The following is a 20,042-nucleotide window of genomic DNA, read 5'->3' on the forward strand; positions in this document are numbered from 1 at the left end:
TTAAGTATATTCATTATATCTATAGTAACAATTCAGAATACCAGATGGCATATGAATATGCAAGTAGATTATTATTTAGAAGCCCCTCAAAAAAGTTCTTTTGGATATACGAATACATATGACAAGATAGAACGATATGAAAAAGTTCGAAAATCAGTCAACACTTCTTCTAAGTGGTCAGGAGTAAGTGGTGTATTCTATTTCACTGATTTAGGTATGTTTATTAATAATCAAAAATATAATTCTGGTTTTAAAAACGATATAAAATTCAATATTAGTGATAGTCAGATTATGAATATCTTAGATGAAAATAATTTAGTGATTAATGATTATTCAACAATTGCACAAGCTAAGAATATTGAACATTTAAAGAATTTAATTAAATTGGCAAAATTAGAAAAAAGTAATCTACATAATATAGTTTATACACTAAACAATTATGGTGATTTTGCAGAACTAAAAGTCATAACATTTGCAATGCACACTTTATTTGACTATAAAACCTATATTTCTATTATTCTATTAATAATTGGATATTTTACTGTCAAAAAACTATTACTATTTATTTATCGTAAAGTTGTTGCAAAAACTCAAGAGTATAAAAGAAAAATATATGAATATAAAATCAAGACAATTGCAGAAGAAGAATCCATAAGAGTTAGTGTCAAAAAATCAATGGATAATTCAGAAGACGAATCAGATTTACAAAATTTAATCAATAAAGCAGTCGCTAGTGGAGATTCTGAAACAGCACAAGCACTATTGAAAATATTAAATTCTAAAAAAAACTAAAGATAATTAGTTGGATAAACTGTTTATTTTAAGAGAAGAAATAAATTATCATCAAGCATACAGAAATATTGCAGAAGAAAAATCTGAATTAGCAATGCAAGCTAAAAAATATTATCAAGATTTATATGAAACATATCAAAAAGAACAATGCGAAGAATCAAATTTTTTAGATGGTTTAGAAAAACAATGGTATACCAGAGTATGGGAGTTATACTTTGCAACTCAATTAAAAGAATTAAATTTTGATATAAGTTGTCCAAAAGCTAAAGGACATCCAGACTTAAAACTTATACATAAAGAAGAAACGATATGGATTGAATGTACAACTATCTCGAAGGGGGATAATGCTGTTGTTGAGTATGAAGATGGCGAAATACATACACTTAATGATGAAGATTATATATCTAGAATAACATCTGCAATTGCTACAAAAAATGAACAGATTAATAAACAAATTGATAATGGTGTTATTGGTCAAAATGATATAGTTATCATAGCAATTAATACTGGTGAATTAAATTTAGCAAAAATTGCTCAAATGGATAATTCACTCATTCATAAAGCATTATATGGTATTGGAAATTTATCTTATAATTTTAAGAAAAAAGAATCTTTTAATTCTTCCAGATTTAATATTGAAAGTGCAAATGGTTCAAAAATAAAAACAAATTTATTTACTACAAATGAATATGAAAATATAAGTGGAATAATTTTTTCAAATTGGAAACCTACAGAAATACATGAATCTATAAAAAATGATTTTGAGTTTACTCATAATTTATTTGCGAGAAATAGTTTAGAGAATGGCTTTTTTAAAATTGGTATGGAGTATCTTCCATTTAAAAATAATGGTGTTGGTGAGTTTGAAAAAATAGGGGAGTGTAATAAATTCTGTGTCAACACCTAATTTCTCTTAAAATTGTATCATAAAAATGCTAGCCAATGGCATTTTACAGACCTAATCCTAAAGCGTCTTTTAATCTCTCCTTAAAAAATATATTGAGTTGAGAGATTGTGAGGCTCCAATTATGTATCGGCATAGTCCATTTTTTCTCAGCGTTTCTTATTCCAGCAAACAGTAATTTTAATAGGCTATTATCATTTGGGAAGGCTCCTTTTGTCTTTGTCAATGTTCTAAATTGGCGATGTATGGATTCAATGATATTGGTAGTGTAGATAATGCGTCTAATAGGCTCTGGATACTTAAAATAGTTAGATAAATTATCCCACTTATTTCTCCAAGATTCAAATACAATAGGGTATTTTTTGCCCCATTTTGACTCAAGTTTATCTAATGCCAGTTCAGCTTCTTCTTTTGTGAAAGCCTGGTAAACACTTTTAAGTTCACCTACGAATATTTTCTGATCTTTAGATGCAATGTATTTAACGCTGTTGCGTATTTGATGGACTATGCAGAGTTGCACTTCAGTCTCTGGAAAGACAGCATTTATGGCTTCAGGAAAGCCCTTTAGCCCATCAACGGAAGCGATGAGTATATCTTGCACTCCACGGTTCTGTAAGTCTGTAAGCACCTGCAGCCAGAACTTAGCACCTTCACTTTCATTGAGATATAATCCTAATATCTCTTTTTTACCTTCAAGGTTTATGCCGAGTACGGTATAAAAAGCCTTTGACACATAGTGACCGTCTTCTCTCACTTTATAGTGAATGGCGTCCAAATATATAAACGGATATATGGCGTCTAGCGGTCTTATTTTCCACTCTTCAAGCATAGGTATTAGTTTATCGGTAACAGTTGTAATAGCTGGCTTGGAGAAGTGCACGCCATAGATATCTTCTATGTGTTCACTAATCTGAGAGTAGCTGCTTCCCAAGCTAAAGAGAGAAAGCATCTTTTTTTCTATCTCATCTGATAAATACGTCTGGCTTTTTTTTACGATTTGAGGCTCGAAACTACCGTTACGGTCTCTTGGGGTTTCTAGCTCGAACTCGCCATGTTCGGTTCTCATGGTTTTTGACATATAACCATTTTTACGGTTCTTTTGGAGGTCTTGAGCTAGATGAGATTCTAGCTCTGCTTGTAAGGTCATCTCTGTAATCTGTCTAACTAAATCTGTCAAAGCTCCATCTTTGCCTGACAAACCTTTACCTGATTTTATTTTCTCTGCAAAATCCGCAACATCTATTTCTATTTTCATCTGTACTTCCTTCTGTATTCAATATTTTATCTTATTGACACAGAATTATTTACAGTCCCAAAAATAGTTTATTAAAGAAATTTTATACTTTTCCCATTAATAGTACTTTGTGGAGCATGTTCCAAAATTCAACTCTATTTGGAACAACGTTGCTGTTACTAAAAACTGTTCCAAGTATAAGAGGTTTAGGAGGCTTATATTGAAAGATTTAAGTAAACAAGGTCAAATAATCTTACAATTATTATTTTTTTGGATAGCTTCATGTTCTCATTGCCCCTAGTTACTATATTTATAGTTAATCAAATATAACATTCTGTATACTGTCAAAAATTATATTAAGATCCATTAATGAAAAAAATTATTATGTTATTTTTGAATACATTTGCCATAGTACTTAGCGCAATAGAATTACCTGTAGTTACTATTGAATCTTCAAAACTAGAAGAAACCTCCCAAGAAAGTACAAGTACTGTAAATATAATTGACAAAAAAAAACTAGCAATCACATCAGTTAAAAGCATAAAAGACTTATCTTCAGTCATATCAAATACTAATATATCTGGCATTGGAAATAGAAGCGATAAAACTTTCACGATTAGAGGCATAAGTAATTATGTAGCATATGAAAGTAGTGTTGCCATGTACATAGATGATGTTCCAATACCATTTAGCTATGGATTTGGTATGGTTGATATGCATAACATTAAAACTATAGAAGTCTTAAAAGGGGCACAAGGAACACTCTTTGGTAAAGGTGCTGAATCAGGTGTTATTAACATTTACACAAATAAACCTACTAAAAAGTTTCAGGCTAAGGCTAGGTTATGGCTCTTATAATACACAAGAGTTTTACGGTCGAGTATCAGGTCCTCTTGCAAATACTGACTGGTCCTATATATTTGCAATCACAAAAGAGAGTTCTGATGGATTTTCAAAAAACGAATTAACTCAAAATAATTTCGATACAAAAGATTTTACATCCTTTAATACAAAACTTCGTTACAACCCATCTTCACCCCTTGACATAACCTTAGGCTATACAAAATCTCTCAGTGATGATGGTGGTTCACCTTTTAAAATAAATACTAAAGAGAATCCTTACTTAATCGATAACGAACCGACTGACGACAGTGTAAATATGGATATAGATATGCTTTCGCTCGTGATGAGATATAAGACAAATAACTACACTTTTACTTCTGCAACAAGTTACTCTAAGCAGACTGTACTCAAAAATGACTATGTAGCCATTCTCGGTGGTTTAAATATGGATTTTGATATAAATATTCAAGAAATAACACAAGAGTTTCGACTAAAACAATCTTTTGAAAATAGCGACCTTGTAGTTGGAGCATTTTATAGTGATAAATTGCAGTTTGACTATGTAGAAAATCAAACACTCTTATCAATTCCTCTTTCAAGTAATAACTCTTTGAAAAATCCAGATGAAAATATAGCTCTCTTTACTCAGTACAAACACTACATAGGTGAAAACTACTTAGTAATGGCAGGTATTAGATACCAAGAAACTAAACGCTCATTCTCTCGAGAAATGAACAATTTTGGTGCACCATCTACCCAAGCTAGCAGTGAGACAGTATGGTCACATGCTTTACCGACACTATCACTTTCATATTATACAGAAGATGATTCACATACCTACTTGACATACTCACAAGGATATCGTCCAGGAGGGTATAACTACAGAAGTGTAGATGCACTTGTACCATATGAACCAGAAACTACAAACTCTTTAGAACTAGGACATAAAAGATTTATTAACAAACATGGTAGTTTAAACGCAGCACTTTTTTATAATTACATAGAAAATCTACGTGTAAATACTTTTGATGATAACTTGGCAAATACAACTTTAAATGCACAAGAAGCTTATAGCTATGGAGCAGAGATAGAAGTAAACTATAAAAAAGATGCACTTTACTTATTTATGACAGCTGGAATTATCCAAACAAAAATGACACAAATGGATACAAATCCTGAATATGAAGGAAACAAAATCATTGGCGTGCCAAATATAACTGCGAACATAGGTGGAAGATATACATTGTTCCAAAATTACTATATTCAATCAGACTTAAAGTATATGGGTGAACGTTACTACAACATTGCAAACAGTGCAAAAGAAAATGACTATACTCTCTTCAATCTTGGATTTGGATATAAAAAAGATGGCTTAGAAATACTACTATATACTAATAATATTTTTAATGAAGAGTATGTCGACTTTATGATTTATACACCAAGTAATGACTACTATCACTTTGGTGATCCTCGAGTTTTAGGTTTTACTCTGAGTCAAGGTTTTTAATCTCAGGCATAAGAACTGTAAACTCTGCTCCATCATCTCTGTTTTGAACACTAATTTGGCCGTTTAATCTTTCTTCTATAAGCATTTTCACCATAGCTAAGCCTGACCCATGTGTTGTATTGTCTTTTTTTGTGCTTGCAAAGTACTCAAATACTTTGTCTATAGGTTTAATTTTTATTCCACCTGCGTTATCTGTATATATCAAAATGTATTTTTGCAGAGCATTGTCTTTGCGGATAGAAATGGATATTTTATTTTCTTGTGATCCTGAGTTAAACTCATCGAGAGAGTTATCTATAAGTATCATCAATATATTTGAAAAGATATGCTCATAATCGTGCATTATCAAACCATGTTCTATATCTAAAGTGAATACTGCTTTTTTTATCAATACTTTTGAATTTAAAATATGGACTACCTGATTGGCAGTATCTCGTGGTGAAAAATCACATATTTGAATATTTTCAGAATAATAACCTGAAAACTCATCTAAGGTTTTTTTCATTAGTTCTATAGAATAAGCCACTTTTGGTAGTTCATCGCTTATATATTCTATTGCTTCGTCTTCTTTTTTATTTTTTAGTACAGACTCTATAAGGGTAAAGGACATTCCTAAATGTGTTAGTGGGTGTTTCCATTGGTGAGTGATGTTATTTATTGCAAGTCCCATTGAACTAAATCGAGAATTTTCCATCAATGCAATTTTACTGTTATTTAAAAGATATAGATTATGTTGAGTTTTAAATGACTGAGCAATAAGTAAAAGTATAATATCTATAGATAAAGCAATACTTACGAGGTGTCTATAAATATCATAATAGGTGATGATTCCAAAAATACTAAGTGTACTAAACAAGACTGCAAGGATTAGCAGAATCTGTCCAAGAAGATAAAACTTTGACCCTACTTCTTTCATGTATATACCCGCTATTAAGAGGTATATACTGTTTATTATTATTGAAATCCCTGTCAAAGAACTGTATTTAATATATATAGGATCAATGAACAGAGCATAACTAATAACACATATTACAAATGCATGAAAAACCATGAGTCCTATCATCACATAGTAAAACTTCTTGTATTGCTTCTTCATAGAGAAAAACTGATATGTAAAAATTAAAAACACTATAGTGGTTATAGAAGGACCCACCCAAGCAACATAGGTTAATAGCGTTAAGTTTATGCCTATATCAAGGTTGTAAAGTATCCCTTGTAGTGCGAGTATATAAAAGAGCAGACCTAACGTGTGAAGCCCAATAGTAAAGTAAGCCCAAACTCTATAAATTCCATACAAAATAAAACTTAAAAGGCTAAACAGGAGAAAGAAGCCACCTGTCAACCCAAAAATAATTAATTCTTTTGACTCTTTATTCATAAAAGAATCACTTTGACTAACAATCCAGGAGAGGTTTACAACATTAAAATTATCCACTTTTGAGATAATTGTAAAAGTTTCATCTGCCTTAAGACTAAGTTCGAACATGGAGTGTCTACCAAGTAACTCTTTACTTGATTGTGCTCTCATATCTCCTAAAAGATGTTTTTTTACTAAAGAATTGTTTTTGTAGATATAGACATCAATGTAGTTTGTGCCGGGTAAAATATTGTGAAGTATGAGATGTTGTAGTTCAGCTGTGCTGTTTTTTATCTCAAACCTACTCCAAAATGGACCTTGTAGATTTGGAAGCTGACCATTTCTTTTGAGTTGCGTTAAATTTTTATGATTTAAAACATCCTCGGGAGTAAGAGAATTATTACGGTCTTGAATATAGAAAGTAAAGGGAGCGGAGTTAAAGCTTTTTAAAGCACTTTTTATTTCAAAAGTGTCGTACCCAAAGAGGTGAACAAACAGAGTAAAAGTTATAAATAAAAATCTCATATGTTTATAATTTTAACATAAATCCGAATCCGGAAATATTTAAAATCTTATCCTTTCCTACTTTTTTTCTTAGTCGATAAATTAAACTTTTGATAGCTTGTTCTGATTTGTTTTCAGTTGGATCAAGGTTAAGCTCTATTTCGTTGTTTGAAACGATTTTATCTTTATTTTGCAAAAGAAGCTCTAAAGTGATAATCTCACTTTTAGATAGTGGAACTACTTTTTCAGAATCATGTAACTCTTTTTTTGAAGTGTCATAGCTTAACTCATCAGATATTTTATATGTCAACACTTCGGATTCTTCTAGTCTTTCGACCATGGACACTAAAGTGGATGTAAGTGTCGTATAGTCTACAGGTTTGACTAGGTAATGAGCAAGCGAAAGTGGAATGGAGTTTAAAAGTTTTTCACTATCGCTATAGTTACTCATGATGACTAAAGGAATTTTCTTGTTTTCTTTTCTGATCTCTTTAAAAAGCTCGTAACCACTCATATGAGGCATAGAATAGTCAGAGATTATCATATCTATTTTTTGAGTTTTGTATACATCTAAAGCATCCTTACCATCAGGCATAGTGATGACCTCTTTAAAAAATATAGACAGTATAATATTTAGTTTGTTTAAAAGTTCTTCATCGTCTTCTACAAGTAAAAGAGTATATAGTTTGAGTCTACTTAGTTTTTCTTCCGTCATAAAATTCCCATTAAAAAAATTGATAGTTTACTATACACCAAAATAGTAGCAAAGGAACTTAGGTAAGTTCTTTCAAAACTAAATCAATAGTTGAAAATGAAGATGACTTAACATCCACTTTCTTCGCATATAGCTTGAAATTATCCACAACTCGTTTAATGCCATCTATGATGATTTGGGCTTCTTTAATATTGTGCTTTTTAGCTAAGTCTAGTAGATGCTTTGATGTAGGGTTCTTCCCTTCTCCAAGATAAGTTGTACTATGCTCACCTCCCGGTCCATATGAAAATGTTAGGTCATAAGCAGGACTCAACTTCCAAACGCCATCTTCATTCATTATAAATGAGAAGTTTTTAGCATGATCATCTCTGTTGTGAGTAAAAAGATTAAACGCAGCGAGTCTAAACATTTTAACCTGTTCGTTTACATCTTTTGTGAGGTGAAGAGTTAGTGCTAGTAAGTCATCATAATCTACACTCGGCATTCTAAAGTCACTATGTGTTAAACCTGCCACAGAATGTATATGAACTCTACTATCGCCATCTCTGTCAAATCTTTTTGTTGCAAAGTAGGAACTGTCTTCTCCATGAAGTATGGTCGTTTCGCTCATCTCTATGTTTGCATCTTTAGCCATTAGGGAGTAAACATACTCTATTTTCCCTATCTCAGATGAATCATGTGAAGATGCGAACTTTACCATCCAATGCTCATAACCATTATGTAGTTTTTGTGAACTATGTAGTATCTGTTTTTTGTCTTGTGAAAGCTGAAGCATAACTTTTGGTCTTGCTCCTGCTGATGAACCACCAAGAGTAAGTAAACTATCAATCATCTCTTCACTACTACCTTGGAGAATCTCTGATGAGGCAAAGGCTAGTTCATCCAAAACTATAGTCGCGTTTGAAGATGAATCTATATCGTCTATGATTGGCTCATAGCTTAATGCACCGACACCAAACTGACCAATATAGCTAAGTCTATCAAGGGGGCTTATGTCACTGTATGATACCCCTCCTTTTAAGAAGTGTCTATCGAGTAACAGTCTTCCCCATCCATCAGGTAAGGAATCTCCAAAGACTCCAAACAGTCCTTCAAACACTTTGTCATCACAAATATGCACACCGCGTTTAAGAGGAAGTTTATACGGAGATATTTGTAAATTTTTCTCTATAAAACTATCATCATATTCAAAATATATAATGCCATCTTTAAACGCAAGTGTTCCTACAACTATTTTATCATTACTAAGGTGAAGAAAAATATTTACAGTTTTAACACTCATTTGATTTTTCCTCTTTTTGCTGGAGTAGACTGATTCTTACTCTTGTTTATCAAATCGTCTATGGAAGTGATAGTTGGTGTTTTTATATTGGCTAGTAAGCTAAAGTCATCTAAGCATTCTAATACAAGAGAAAGTTTTAAAAGTGACTCTAGTGATATCTGTCCAGTAGATTCAAACCTTTTTAGACTTCCCAAACTCACTCCACTTCTTGAAGATAAACCCTCTTGGGTAAGCTCTAAAAAGAGTCTCCTCTCTTTGAACTTGTCTTTTAACTCAATCATTATAGATGAAGGTGTCTGTATATTTATAGATAACATATTAACTCTTTTAATTTAATTAATTACATTATAGCTAAAATAATGGCTATTGTATTATTTATATAAAAGAAATAACACCACTTTCTGAAATAAATAGTAGCAAAATAGTAGCAAGATTAACATTTATATGACACTTTGATGCTTTTTTACTCTGTTAATATATGAGTATTAATTTTCTCACAAAAGGAATACCAATGAGAACTATGGTTTTATTTACCAATTTAAAAGAAAAAAGTAAAAATGCATGTAAGTTGTTTTTTCAAGTAAGTGCTTTGTTGCTCTTTTTTAATACTGATGCTTATGCAGTTGCTCCGACAGCAGTTGCACCAGCTGCAGGAGATGGTTCATCAGGAACTCCATATGAGATTGCCACTTTGGATAATCTATACTGGATAAGTCAAACACAAGGTGTTTGGTCAAAGACAGGATGTAGTGGAGGTCCATGTAATTTTAAACAAACAGCAGATATTAATGCTTCTACTACGAATGAAATAGTTGGTGGCGAAGGTTGGTCATCGATAGGTTATGCAAATAATACAGGTCTTACTACATGGTTCTATGGTAACTATGATGGTCAAGGTCATACTATTTCAAACTTGTTCGCAGATAACAATACTACATTATATGAAGTGGCACTATTTGGCAGGATAAGAGAGTCGACAATTCAAAACATTGTATTAAAAGATTTTAGTATAACTAGAGGAGAGGGGACATACGATACTGTTAAAAGTAGTATTGCAATTGCTATAGGCTCAGCATATTCAAGCACGGTGTCTGATATTAATATTTCAGGTGGAACTTTAACCTTTAACGATTTAACAAGTGGTAAGGGTCATGTTGCTCCACTAATTGCATACTCAAATGGAACTAGTGTCTCCAACTGCCACTCAAGTGCAAATGTAGAAGTGAGTGGTCTCAATGCTGCTGGAGCATCTGTGGGTGGATTGTTAGGATATGTTGAAGATAGTTATGACCCTTATACATTTAGTATTACTAATTCAAGTGCAACAGGTAATGTTACTCATAATACACCTAGTAATGCACAAGTAACAAATATAGGTGGTTTCACAGGAGAATTTAGTATAGCATGGAACACAGCTGTAGTATCACAAAACTTCTCTAGCGGAACAATTACTACTGGTAATGCTAATGATGATTCATATGTAGGTGGATTTGTTGGACGAGTTGATGGTACAGTAGAATTAAAAGACAACTATACTATAGGTACTATTGTTCTTAGCGATACAGGTACAATAGCTGCTGGTTTTGTTGGTTATATTTATAGTACTGCAATTTTCCGTAGAAATTATGCTGCTACAACTATCGCATCAAACTCAGATGGTGGATTTGGAGGAATAATCTATAATCTTACAGCTGATCCAGTTTTTGATAATAATTTTTGGGATACAGATACTACGAACAATGCAACGGGTGTTGGAGGTGAGGCTTCTGATTCTAATGTCACAGGAAAAACAACTGCTGAGATGAAAACCCCCTCAACATTTACAGGTGCTGGTTGGGATTTTGAAGTTGAAATAGCAAACGGTACTGCTAACATTTGGGATATGGACAACATTAATGGGACCATAAACAATGGTTATCCATTTTTAGCTTGGGAAAACGGCACAAGTGTTTCTTATAAAGTTATACCAACAGCCGAAGCTCCAAGTGGAACAGGTACGTCAGGCGATCCTTATCAAATAGCGACTTTAAATAATCTTGTTTGGGTAAGCGAAAACTCTTCTTCATGGGATGGAAAATACTTTACTCAAACCACTGATATAAACGCAAGCAATCTTCAAAATATAACAGGAGGTTTGACTCCTATAGGTAATCTAGCTAACTCATTTATAGGTCACTATGATGGTGGTGGTCACACGATTTCAAATCTTTACATAAATAAAAGTGTACAGTATATTGGTCTGTTTGGACACATTGGCTACTTAAATAATGACGCAAGTGTTAAACATCTAAATATACAAGATGCCAACATTACAGGAAATATGCCAAATCAATACTCTAATGGTCTTGGTATTTTAGCTGGTCATGTAAATGATAATCAGAAAACTATAGTATTTGAAGATGTCAATGTCACAGGAGGTAGTTTAACATTAGCAAGTGTTGATACTGCATATTCTAAAGTAGGTGCTCTGATTGGTTCGGCTTCCAACACAATTTCAGTTGATAACTGTAATGTTAGTGCTACTATTGTGTCTCAAGACACAACTTTAACTAATAAAATAGGTGGTTTGATTGGGGAATTAAATAGTGACAATACAGTAGTTACTAATATCACTCGTTCAAGTTCTGCTGGATCAATTACAACAACAGATACAGCTAAGCAAACTGTTGGTGGATTTATTGGTGAAATACTAAGTAAAAATAGAATTAAAGAATCATTTACTACGACTACAATAAATTCAAATGGCTATGCCGTTGGTGGATTTATTGGTGCATTTTCTTATTCAAATACTTATATAAGTGATTCATATTCCAAAAATGGTATCACTACTACTGCTGTTCGTTCAGGAGGTTTCTATGGCTATATAGTAGCATCTACTGTTGCACAAAACTTTGAAAATACGTATGCTGCATCAACAGTAGCTGGAACTCTTGGTGGGGGCTTTGGTGGTTATGTTTCTTCTAGCACAGCACCTACTTTTGCTGACAGCTATTGGGATACTGACTTAAGCGGTACTACAAACGGTTACTATAATACAAATGTAGTGAATCTAGTGGGTAAAACTACAGCTGAGATGAAAGTAGAACCTACATTTACAGGTTTTGATTTTTCAACAGTCTGGGATACTAATAGTTCTATAAATGATACTTATCCATATCTTTTATGGTTACCAAACACTGCTCCAACCTACACAATAAATCTAAGCGCGATAAGCATAAACGAAGATAATGGAACAATCTCGTACGAGATAAATGCGACAGACACAGATAGTGATGACTTAAACATCACTGTCGATTCTAACGATACAAGTATTATGATGGTAAGCCCATCTTGGACTGGGAATCAAACTGCAGCTCAGTATGCAAATTCACTAGACTTTAACCTTACTACGGTAAATCATGCGTATGGTTCAGTGCAAATTACAGTCAGTGTGAACGACGGGACGGTAACAACTTCAAACACATATGATATCAATGTAAGTGCTGTAAATGACATACCGGTGTTTAGCGGAACATTTGCTGGAACGGCTACAGAAGATATTGGAACGCAAAGTTCAGGAACAATATCAATAGATGATAATGATACAGGTGAAAATATTTTCCAAGACGTTAACGCTACGGGAACTTATGGAACATTCGTGTTAGATACAAATGGTAGCTGGACTTACGATATAAACAGTTCTCTTTCATCTGTGCAAGAGTTAGCTGGTGGAGACATAGGAGTAGATAACTTCATAGTAACGTCAGATGATGGAAACGTATCTCAAATTTTTTCAATAAGCATAAGTGGTGTAAACGATGCTCCAACATTCGTAACGGACTTAATCTCGTTTAGCGTTAACGAAGACAACGGAACCATATCTTATGAATTAAACGCGACGGACATAGAAGGTGAAGACCTTAACATTACAGTTGATTCAAACAATACAGATATATTAACGGTATCTCCTTCATGGAGTGGCTTGTTAAATCAAGGTGCATATGATGGAGTTGCGTTAGACTTCAACCTGACTACGGCGCAAGATGCAAATGGACTAGTAAGAATTACCGTTATGGTAAATGATGGAGATAAAAACTCCACTACTTTTTATGATGTAAATGTAATGGCCGTTAATGATATGCCAACATTTTCAACAAACCTAATCGCAATTACCATAAACGAAGACAACGGAACAATTTCTTATGAACTAAACGCGACTGATGTCGATGCAGATGATCTAAACATTACAGTTGACTCTAACGATACAAGTATCATCACGGTAAGTCCTTCATGGAGTGGAGATCAAACCGCAGCGCAATATGCAAGTTTACTTGATTTTAATCTTAGTACGGTGCAACATGCTAATGGAATAGTACAAATTACAATTACGGCTAATGATGGAATAGTAAGTAGTTCTACTACATATGATATCAATGTAAGTGCTGTAAATGACATACCGGTGTTTAGCGGAACATTTGCTGGAACGGCTACAGAAGATATTGGAACGCAAAGTTCAGGAACAATATCAATAGATGATAATGATACAGGTGAAAATATTTTCCAAGACGTTAACGCTACGGGAACTTATGGAACATTCGTGTTAGATACAAATGGTAGCTGGACTTACGATATAAACAGTTCTCTTTCATCTGTGCAAGAGTTAGCTGGTGGAGACATAGGAGTAGATAACTTCATAGTAACGTCAGATGATGGAAACGTATCTCAAATTTTTTCAATAAGCATAAGTGGTGTAAACGATGCTCCAACATTCGTAACGGACTTAATCTCGTTTAGCGTTAACGAAGACAACGGAACCATATCTTATGAATTAAACGCGACGGACATAGAAGGTGAAGACCTTAACATTACAGTTGATTCAAACAATACAGATATATTAACGGTATCTCCTTCATGGAGTGGCTTGTTAAATCAAGGTGCATATGATGGAGTTGCGTTAGACTTCAACCTGACTACGGCGCAAGATGCAAATGGACTAGTAAGAATTACCGTTATGGTAAATGATGGAGATAAAAACTCCACTACTTTTTATGATGTAAATGTAATGGCCGTTAATGATGCTCCGGTATGGCTTGCTATGAGTAATATTGCTGTTTATCAAGACTTTTCAGAAACAAATATTACCTTAGGGGTAAGTGACGTTGACAATTCGAATCTAACTTATAGTGCAGTTGTAGATGATCCATCACTTATAAAAGATGTAACTTTCTCATCTAATATCATGACAATAATCTCGCAGGATACACCAGTAGCAGGAGATACAAATATTACTGTTTATGCTTCTGATAACGACTTTAACATTTCAAGAGAGTTTAACTTCTTCATTTTACCTATTGATGATGGCCAAGATGTAATGGAAAATAATATTACGGTTACCAAAGATGAAAATAGTACGACTATAACATTAGGTGTGGCTCCTGGATTAAGTATGAAGACTATAGATGATGTCAATGGAACAGTTGCCCATGAAGTAACCATCTCAGGTGTTTCAGTAAGTGCAGTATCTGAGTTGAACACTTCAGTGGTAGAGTTTATGCAATCAGGTGTACGCACTACATATAGTGATGTAAATGTTTCACTAGAAGTAAACGCGACACTAACTGGTAAAGCTACACATGAGATGACTAATACTCTTTCAGGTGCCATAACTAGAGCAATATCTGAATTTATTGGGGCAGTAACTAGAGTTTATAGAGATATAAATAATGAAGTAGAGATACTAACTTCTGTCGCTGTTAATGCAAACAGTACAGTATCAGTAACTGCAAAAGCAGATGGAACAGCTACACATAAAGTAGTGTTTTCAGGTAAAGAATCAATTGTAGACTCGAATGTTACTGGTGCAAGTACAATCATTAAAACAACAGGTGATGTAGAAACGACTGCAGGCCAAGTAGATGATGGAAATGGCTACGACATAAAAGCAGTAGCTATAACTAAGCCAGATGGTAAAACAACTACCAAATTTATAAAAGTTTCACAAAGTGATGCTAACGATGTAAGTACAAGTGGAAACACACTACATATAAACAGTGCATTTACTCTTGGAAATAGTGTTAACATTTTAGAGGTTGGTGGAGTTCTTTACATTCAAGTAACAACACCACTTGCTGAAAATCTAGTAGTAGAGTAAGGAGATAACATGAAAAAATATATGATTACATTAACAGTAGTTTTTTTAACAGTATGGTTTACATCTTGTAGTGATGAAGGTGATGCCTCTTTTAAGAATGGTGTAACAGTCATCTCTCTAGTAGGTGTGGACTGTGTGACAACACCAACTAGTACAGATATAGCTAACTATACAACACTACTAAGTGGTGACACGATAGTAAAGGATGATGATAATGCGACTATAAGTATCTACCATGATGCTAATGGAACAAAAAAGATCTGTCTGATCAATAATGGTAGCTCAGCGCATTTACTAAGATAAAAAGGGGATTACAATGAAAAATAAGTTATTTAAAACAGTATCAGTTTGTGCATTACTTCTTAGTAGTTCACTTCTTGCACAAGACTATAAGTTTATAGCAGGAGGTTCTTTAGGCTATACTAGTTTAAATGTAGAACAAACTGATAAGGTCGGTTCTATGATACTTGGAAGTACACTCGAAAACACTGGATACAATGCAGAGCTAAGAGTCGGAGTCAAGTACAGAGACTACCTACAATTAACAGTGAATTATCAAAGTGTCGCAATGGATGATACTAATGAGAATAATGTTTATCTAGGGATAGATTATCTATTTGCAAACTATAAAAAAATGACTCCTTATATAGGAGGAAATTTAGGAAGTTCTACTCTTACATGGTCAAAAAATCCTATAAATACTAAAGATAACGACTCTACCTCAGGTACTCTTTTATTAGGTGCTAGACTCGGGGTCCTTTACCCTTTAACAGATGATTTTGACTTGAGTTTAGAGTACATGTACAACTATGCCAAACATACTACACAGTTAGAATCTGGAAGTGCAAAAACTGAACTCGTTCATAGCTCTGCTAACAATCTTAATCTTGGTGTTAGATACACTTTTTAAGTGTGTCTAATGTTAGCACTTCAATCATTAATTAAAATATATGAAGTAAATGATGAAGCTAAAACTAAAATAAGCACTACAAACTGTACTAATTCCTGTAAAAAGAAATGCTAAAATCAAGTTATTCATCTTTTACATCGATAAATTGTTCCAAAATCAGTAGAGACTGTGAAAGAACTATGGAATGGTAACTTAAATTCATACACTTTTTTATAAATTCTAAGCAACCATTTCCATTTGTAACACTTTGTTTATTTCTTCAAATTTAACAGGTGATAAGTTTCCAAGATAACTATGTGATCTGACTCTGTTATAATGAAATTCTATATATTCAAATATCTCTTGTTTTGCCTGCCTCTTCGTATAAAAATATGTCTGATACACTAAATCACTTTTGAGTGTTTTAAAGAAGCTCTCAGCCACTGCATTATCCCAGCAGTTGCCTTTTCTGCTCATGCTTTGAATTATAGAGTGTTTTTCCAATAAATCTTTATGTGCATAAGAAGCATATTGACTCCCTCTATCTGTGTGCCATAGTAACCCTTCGGAAGGGTTTCTATGCTTAATAGCCATGCTTAAGGCATCATTTACAAGTGAAACTTTCATAGTGTCATCCATAGACCAACCGACAACTTTTCTTGAGTATAAATCAATCACAGTAGCCAGATAGAGCCAACCTTCACCTGTATGGATATATGTAATATCTCCTACATATTTTTCATCTGGAGCAGATGCATAAAAATCCATGTTTAGGAGATTAGGAGCTATTGGTAAGTTATGATTAGAATCTGTCGTATTTTTATATCTTCTTTTCATGTTCACTTTTAGACCCAGTTCTTTCATGATACTGGAGATACGCTTTCTTGATACTAATACACCGTAGAGTTCTTTTAGTTTGTCTTGAATTCTTCTTGTGCCATAGTTTTTTCTACCTTGAATAAATATAACTTCAATCAAATCATTGAGTTGCTCGTCTACTTTTTTAGTAATGCATCCAGTTTTTATCCAATGATAATAAGATGTCCTATCTACCTTGAGCACTTTACTCATAAGATTAATACTAAAACTTTTTCTATGTTCATACATCCAGGCGTACTTTATAGAACTTCTTTGGCGAAGTACGCGGTCGCCTTTTTTAAAATGTCACGCTCTTGCTTTAAAAGCTTTACCTCTCGTCTGAGGCGTTTATTCTCTTCATCTAGTGTCTCTGTTGAAGATGATGTATTTACAACTCTCATTGGTATTCTATGCTCTTTTTTATAACTGCTCATCCAGTTATATAAAGTCTTTACATGTATATCTAAATCAGCTGCTATCTTTGAGACACTCTCGTTATTATTAAGTATTAATTGAATTGTGGAATCTTTAAATTCTTTGGTGTATTTACTAGTTCTCATGGACTACCTTTATTCGTTTTATTTTAACTTAGAATTATTTAAATTCTATGTATGAAATAAGGTTACCACTCCACCCTCTGTAGGTTCATCTACTACTACAAAAGTAAAAGCATTACCATCAGCGTCTGCACCAGTTAATTGACCTGTTACATTTGCCGGATTATCTTCCATGGCTACATTGATACCATCTTCTGCGGTTGGAGCAAAGTCATTTAAATCATCTGAGAATTCTATTGCCGAACCAATCCCATCTGCACCCAAAACTCCAGAATTTGAACCTCTTTCAAAACCTTGCACACTGGAGTCGGCAACGACATCAATTGGAATAAATGCAGAACTTGGATCTATACCTTCTTCTCCGGCCGCTGTTTCCAATAAGTCCATAAGATTCTCATCACTAGCAATGCTATCCATGGCATCAATACCAGCTATAACTGAGCCGTCAGCTAAAACTCTAAATATACCATCATAAGCAGTTGCCTCGGGAAGTGCTGTATACTTAATCTGAAATAGTGCCTTAGGATCACCACTTACTATCTGCTCACCCTCATACATGAGCCCATCATATGCAGTATCACGAATAACACCATCCAAACCAACAATTTTCACATTACCAAGTGATACTTGTATCTGTCCTATTACTTTACCTGTAGACATCTCACACCCCCATAAAATATAATAATTTTTAAATGTTAACATAAGTGATATAATATGTAAATAGTACTTTGGTATTAAAATATTTTTATTTATTTGTTTATATTATTATTTGAATTTAAAAAGTGTGGTTTTATGCTCGAAATTTTGATTATATTATGCAAAAATTATTGTAGAATTTCAAGATGATAAATGATTTGGTTTTAAACTACATACTTCTTTTTGTTTTTCTTGAAGCTTATGAAATAAGCTGGCAAAAAGCACCTAGCATTATGGGTATGATTATACGCATGAATAAATATTATTCTAGAAATGTATTGCTGTTTTTAATAATGCAGCCAACATTTATATTTGCAATATGTTTTGCAATATTAAGCAACTACAACACTTTTGCAATGATTTTACTTTTTATTAAAACTGTAGATATAGCGACAAAAATAGTTCTAATAGAACAAGTATTTACAAAAAGAGAACTTTCTCAAGATTTGACCCTTATACTTTTAGCACCAATAAATAACTTTTTGCCTTATATTGGACTTTTTATATACCCTCTCTTAATAATATTATCTATCTAGGTCAGAATAGCTTCTTTTAACTTGAGCCTGTTTAGCCAAAAATTGAACACTTTTTGATATATCTTCACTTGCGATATTGTAATGCTTGTGTAATTTTTCAAGAGAGTTATCTATCCTTACTGTAAGTTCTACTGTCAAAGATTCCATCTGCTCTTTCACACTATTAATCTCGTTAAGTTGAGCTATTTTAAGATCATTTACAATCAGACTTAATTGTGATTGTGATTTTACATACTCACCTTTTACAATTTCTATATCACTTACAAGCTCTTTTATACTTCCATAGAGGTCATGTAAAGAACTATTTTGTCCCTCTAATACACTCATCTTTTTTGATGATAAAATCATTTGCTTCATTATCATCTCACTCTGTTCTTTAATAGCGCTGAGCTTACTTTCACCCTCATATAAAGATGTAGCAACGCCTTCAGTATGTGATTTAAGTGATAAAATCTGCTTTTCGAATGGTTTCGTTACATGTGAGAGCTGTTCAATCGTTTGATTGGTAATATTATTTGCTATTGTTTGCGAAATATTACCAATACTCTCTAGGTTATACTTCATCTCTTCTATATCTTTTATCATATCATATCTACTCTCTACAGCTTTTTCAAGTGTACTTTTAACTTTGTTAAAGTGGTCTTGTTCAGCAATTCTAAGAATATCTATGTGTTTATGTACAACATCATCCAAAGATGGTAGTTGAACTTCTGTGAAATTAGTAAATGATTTTGAGACATCTTTGTGCCACTCGTCCATCTCTAAAAATTTATCTAAAAACTTGCCTTGATTTATCTGTATTGCATCTAGTGCTTTTATATCTTGCTTGAACTTTTCTCTTATTTCTTGCTGAGACTCTCTATCTTCATCTTTGTTTAAAATCATTTTCTTTTCAAGCTCAGATGCAAATTCTTTTAGCTGTGTTATTTGTTCTATCAAAGCTTTTGTAAACTCAAATTGTGTTTTTTCAAGCTGAGATTGCTTTGTTTGGTGAAATATATTCATAACAATATAAAGTAACATGGAGATCAACAAAGGAAAAAAGCTCTCCTTCATTACATTGAGTGTATCAATAACTTCAGGATGTATTATGAAATGCACGAGGCTGCTAACAGCTCCTATTCCTATCATAATCGGCGCATAATTTATCTTATTTGGTTGTTTTAATATAGAAATTTGTCTTAAAAAGAGTAGTGCCATAAACGCATAAGCAAGTAGTAAATCAGCATCAAACACAT

At 33.2% G+C, this 20,042-nt stretch carries 17 protein-coding genes; 8 read left to right on the plus strand and 9 right to left on the minus strand.

Annotation, left to right across the window (positions count from 1 at the left end; genetic code table 11):
• Positions 1 to 51 precede the first annotated feature (51 nt).
• The gene (locus HUE88_RS07540; protein ID WP_194368114.1) at positions 52 to 792 is read left to right on the plus strand and encodes a hypothetical protein; all 741 of its coding nucleotides are present in this window, start codon (positions 52 to 54) and stop codon (positions 790 to 792) included.
• 10 nt (positions 793 to 802) lie between these two features.
• On the plus strand, positions 803 to 1,699 hold the full coding sequence (locus HUE88_RS07545; protein WP_194368115.1) for a hypothetical protein: 897 nt from the start codon (positions 803 to 805) through the stop codon (positions 1,697 to 1,699).
• Positions 1,700 to 1,742: 43 nt separating this feature from the next.
• On the opposite strand, the gene HUE88_RS07550 is transcribed toward HUE88_RS07545, so the two are convergent.
• Positions 1,743 to 2,951, minus strand: coding sequence for an IS256 family transposase (locus HUE88_RS07550; protein WP_194368116.1), 1,209 nt, complete (start codon positions 2,949 to 2,951; stop codon positions 1,743 to 1,745).
• A gap of 348 nt (positions 2,952 to 3,299) precedes the next feature.
• Between HUE88_RS07550 and HUE88_RS07555 the strand changes: the two genes are divergently transcribed.
• Together HUE88_RS07555 and HUE88_RS07560 are read left to right on the plus strand one after the other, a co-directional pair.
• On the plus strand, positions 3,300 to 3,788 hold the full coding sequence (locus HUE88_RS07555) for a TonB-dependent receptor plug domain-containing protein (protein ID WP_194368117.1): 489 nt from the start codon (positions 3,300 to 3,302) through the stop codon (positions 3,786 to 3,788).
• A complete protein-coding gene (locus HUE88_RS07560; RefSeq protein ID WP_194368118.1) occupies positions 3,718 to 5,280 on the plus strand; it encodes a TonB-dependent receptor in 1,563 nt (520 codons plus the stop codon). The genes HUE88_RS07555 and HUE88_RS07560 overlap by 71 nt, the downstream gene beginning before the upstream one ends.
• Here HUE88_RS07560 and HUE88_RS07565 read toward each other — a convergent pair.
• Genes HUE88_RS07565 through HUE88_RS07580 form a run of 4 tightly spaced genes read right to left on the minus strand, consistent with a single transcriptional unit; the run spans position 5,258 to position 9,455 of the window.
• The gene (locus HUE88_RS07565; RefSeq protein WP_194368119.1) at positions 5,258 to 7,162 is read right to left on the minus strand and encodes a sensor histidine kinase; all 1,905 of its coding nucleotides are present in this window, start codon (positions 7,160 to 7,162) and stop codon (positions 5,258 to 5,260) included. The genes HUE88_RS07560 and HUE88_RS07565 overlap by 23 nt on opposite strands.
• 4 nt (positions 7,163 to 7,166) lie before the next feature.
• Positions 7,167 to 7,856: a response regulator transcription factor gene (locus HUE88_RS07570; protein ID WP_194368120.1), complete on the minus strand. Its 690-nt coding sequence runs from the start codon at positions 7,854 to 7,856 to the stop codon at positions 7,167 to 7,169.
• A gap of 58 nt (positions 7,857 to 7,914) precedes the next feature.
• On the minus strand, positions 7,915 to 9,138 hold the full coding sequence (locus tag HUE88_RS07575; protein ID WP_194368121.1) for a type II toxin-antitoxin system HipA family toxin: 1,224 nt from the start codon (positions 9,136 to 9,138) through the stop codon (positions 7,915 to 7,917).
• The gene (locus HUE88_RS07580; RefSeq protein WP_194368122.1) at positions 9,135 to 9,455 is read right to left on the minus strand and encodes an XRE family transcriptional regulator; all 321 of its coding nucleotides are present in this window, start codon (positions 9,453 to 9,455) and stop codon (positions 9,135 to 9,137) included. The genes HUE88_RS07575 and HUE88_RS07580 overlap by 4 nt, the downstream gene beginning before the upstream one ends.
• Before the next feature lie 194 nt (positions 9,456 to 9,649).
• Here HUE88_RS07580 and HUE88_RS07585 point away from each other — a divergent pair, with 194 nt between their 5' ends.
• From HUE88_RS07585 to HUE88_RS07595, 3 genes are read left to right on the plus strand one after another with little or no spacing between them, the layout of a single operon-like run.
• On the plus strand, positions 9,650 to 15,268 hold the full coding sequence (locus tag HUE88_RS07585) for a beta strand repeat-containing protein (RefSeq protein ID WP_194368123.1): 5,619 nt from the start codon (positions 9,650 to 9,652) through the stop codon (positions 15,266 to 15,268).
• Between the two features lie 9 nt (positions 15,269 to 15,277).
• Positions 15,278 to 15,571, plus strand: a complete 294-nt coding sequence (locus HUE88_RS07590) for a hypothetical protein (RefSeq protein ID WP_194368124.1) — start codon at positions 15,278 to 15,280, stop codon at positions 15,569 to 15,571.
• A gap of 13 nt (positions 15,572 to 15,584) precedes the next feature.
• A complete protein-coding gene (locus HUE88_RS07595) occupies positions 15,585 to 16,178 on the plus strand; it encodes an outer membrane protein (protein ID WP_194368125.1) in 594 nt (197 codons plus the stop codon).
• A gap of 219 nt (positions 16,179 to 16,397) precedes the next feature.
• Here the strand turns inward: HUE88_RS07595 and HUE88_RS07600 are convergent, their stop codons facing one another.
• From HUE88_RS07600 to HUE88_RS07610, 3 genes are read right to left on the minus strand one after another with little or no spacing between them, the layout of a single operon-like run.
• A complete protein-coding gene (locus tag HUE88_RS07600) occupies positions 16,398 to 17,264 on the minus strand; it encodes an IS3 family transposase (RefSeq protein ID WP_229860027.1) in 867 nt (288 codons plus the stop codon).
• A gap of 11 nt (positions 17,265 to 17,275) precedes the next feature.
• The gene (locus HUE88_RS07605; protein ID WP_194368079.1) at positions 17,276 to 17,575 is read right to left on the minus strand and encodes a transposase; all 300 of its coding nucleotides are present in this window, start codon (positions 17,573 to 17,575) and stop codon (positions 17,276 to 17,278) included.
• Positions 17,576 to 17,620: 45 nt separating this feature from the next.
• Positions 17,621 to 18,232 carry a hypothetical protein gene (locus HUE88_RS07610; RefSeq protein WP_194368126.1) on the minus strand — a complete coding sequence of 204 codons (612 nt, stop codon included), beginning with the start codon at positions 18,230 to 18,232 and terminating at the stop codon, positions 17,621 to 17,623.
• A gap of 182 nt (positions 18,233 to 18,414) precedes the next feature.
• Here HUE88_RS07610 and HUE88_RS07615 point away from each other — a divergent pair, with 182 nt between their 5' ends.
• On the plus strand, positions 18,415 to 18,804 hold the full coding sequence (locus tag HUE88_RS07615; protein ID WP_229860030.1) for a hypothetical protein: 390 nt from the start codon (positions 18,415 to 18,417) through the stop codon (positions 18,802 to 18,804).
• On the opposite strand, the gene HUE88_RS07620 is transcribed toward HUE88_RS07615, so the two are convergent.
• Complete coding sequence (locus HUE88_RS07620) at positions 18,793 to 20,040, minus strand: hypothetical protein (RefSeq protein WP_194368127.1); 1,248 nt, start codon at positions 20,038 to 20,040, stop codon at positions 18,793 to 18,795. The genes HUE88_RS07615 and HUE88_RS07620 overlap by 12 nt on opposite strands.
• Positions 20,041 to 20,042: the final 2 nt, after the last annotated feature.

The sequence above is a fragment of the Candidatus Sulfurimonas baltica genome (genome assembly GCF_015265455.1).
Taxonomy (GTDB): Bacteria; Campylobacterota; Campylobacteria; order Campylobacterales; family Sulfurimonadaceae; genus Sulfurimonas; species Sulfurimonas baltica.

What these genes read in the sequence shown, in the direction of transcription:
- HUE88_RS07540 (WP_194368114.1), top strand. Translation starts at nt 52, where the DNA reads ATGAATATGCAAGTAGATTATTATTTAGAAGCCCCTCAAAAAAGTTCT.
- HUE88_RS07555 (WP_194368117.1), top strand. Translation starts at nt 3,300, where the DNA reads ATGAAAAAAATTATTATGTTATTTTTGAATACATTTGCCATAGTACTT.
- HUE88_RS07550 (WP_194368116.1), bottom strand. Translation starts at nt 2,951, where the DNA reads ATGAAAATAGAAATAGATGTTGCGGATTTTGCAGAGAAAATAAAATCA.
- HUE88_RS07590 (WP_194368124.1), top strand. Translation starts at nt 15,278, where the DNA reads ATGAAAAAATATATGATTACATTAACAGTAGTTTTTTTAACAGTATGG.
- HUE88_RS07595 (WP_194368125.1), top strand. Translation starts at nt 15,585, where the DNA reads ATGAAAAATAAGTTATTTAAAACAGTATCAGTTTGTGCATTACTTCTT.
- HUE88_RS07610 (WP_194368126.1), bottom strand. Translation starts at nt 18,232, where the DNA reads ATGTCTACAGGTAAAGTAATAGGACAGATACAAGTATCACTTGGTAAT.
- HUE88_RS07585 (WP_194368123.1), top strand. Translation starts at nt 9,650, where the DNA reads ATGAGAACTATGGTTTTATTTACCAATTTAAAAGAAAAAAGTAAAAAT.
- HUE88_RS07575 (WP_194368121.1), bottom strand. Translation starts at nt 9,138, where the DNA reads ATGAGTGTTAAAACTGTAAATATTTTTCTTCACCTTAGTAATGATAAA.
- HUE88_RS07570 (WP_194368120.1), bottom strand. Translation starts at nt 7,856, where the DNA reads ATGACGGAAGAAAAACTAAGTAGACTCAAACTATATACTCTTTTACTT.
- HUE88_RS07565 (WP_194368119.1), bottom strand. Translation starts at nt 7,162, where the DNA reads ATGAGATTTTTATTTATAACTTTTACTCTGTTTGTTCACCTCTTTGGG.
- HUE88_RS07600 (WP_229860027.1), bottom strand. Translation starts at nt 17,264, where the DNA reads ATGTATGAACATAGAAAAAGTTTTAGTATTAATCTTATGAGTAAAGTG.
- HUE88_RS07605 (WP_194368079.1), bottom strand. Translation starts at nt 17,575, where the DNA reads ATGAGAACTAGTAAATACACCAAAGAATTTAAAGATTCCACAATTCAA.
- HUE88_RS07615 (WP_229860030.1), top strand. Translation starts at nt 18,415, where the DNA reads ATGATAAATGATTTGGTTTTAAACTACATACTTCTTTTTGTTTTTCTT.
- HUE88_RS07580 (WP_194368122.1), bottom strand. Translation starts at nt 9,455, where the DNA reads ATGTTATCTATAAATATACAGACACCTTCATCTATAATGATTGAGTTA.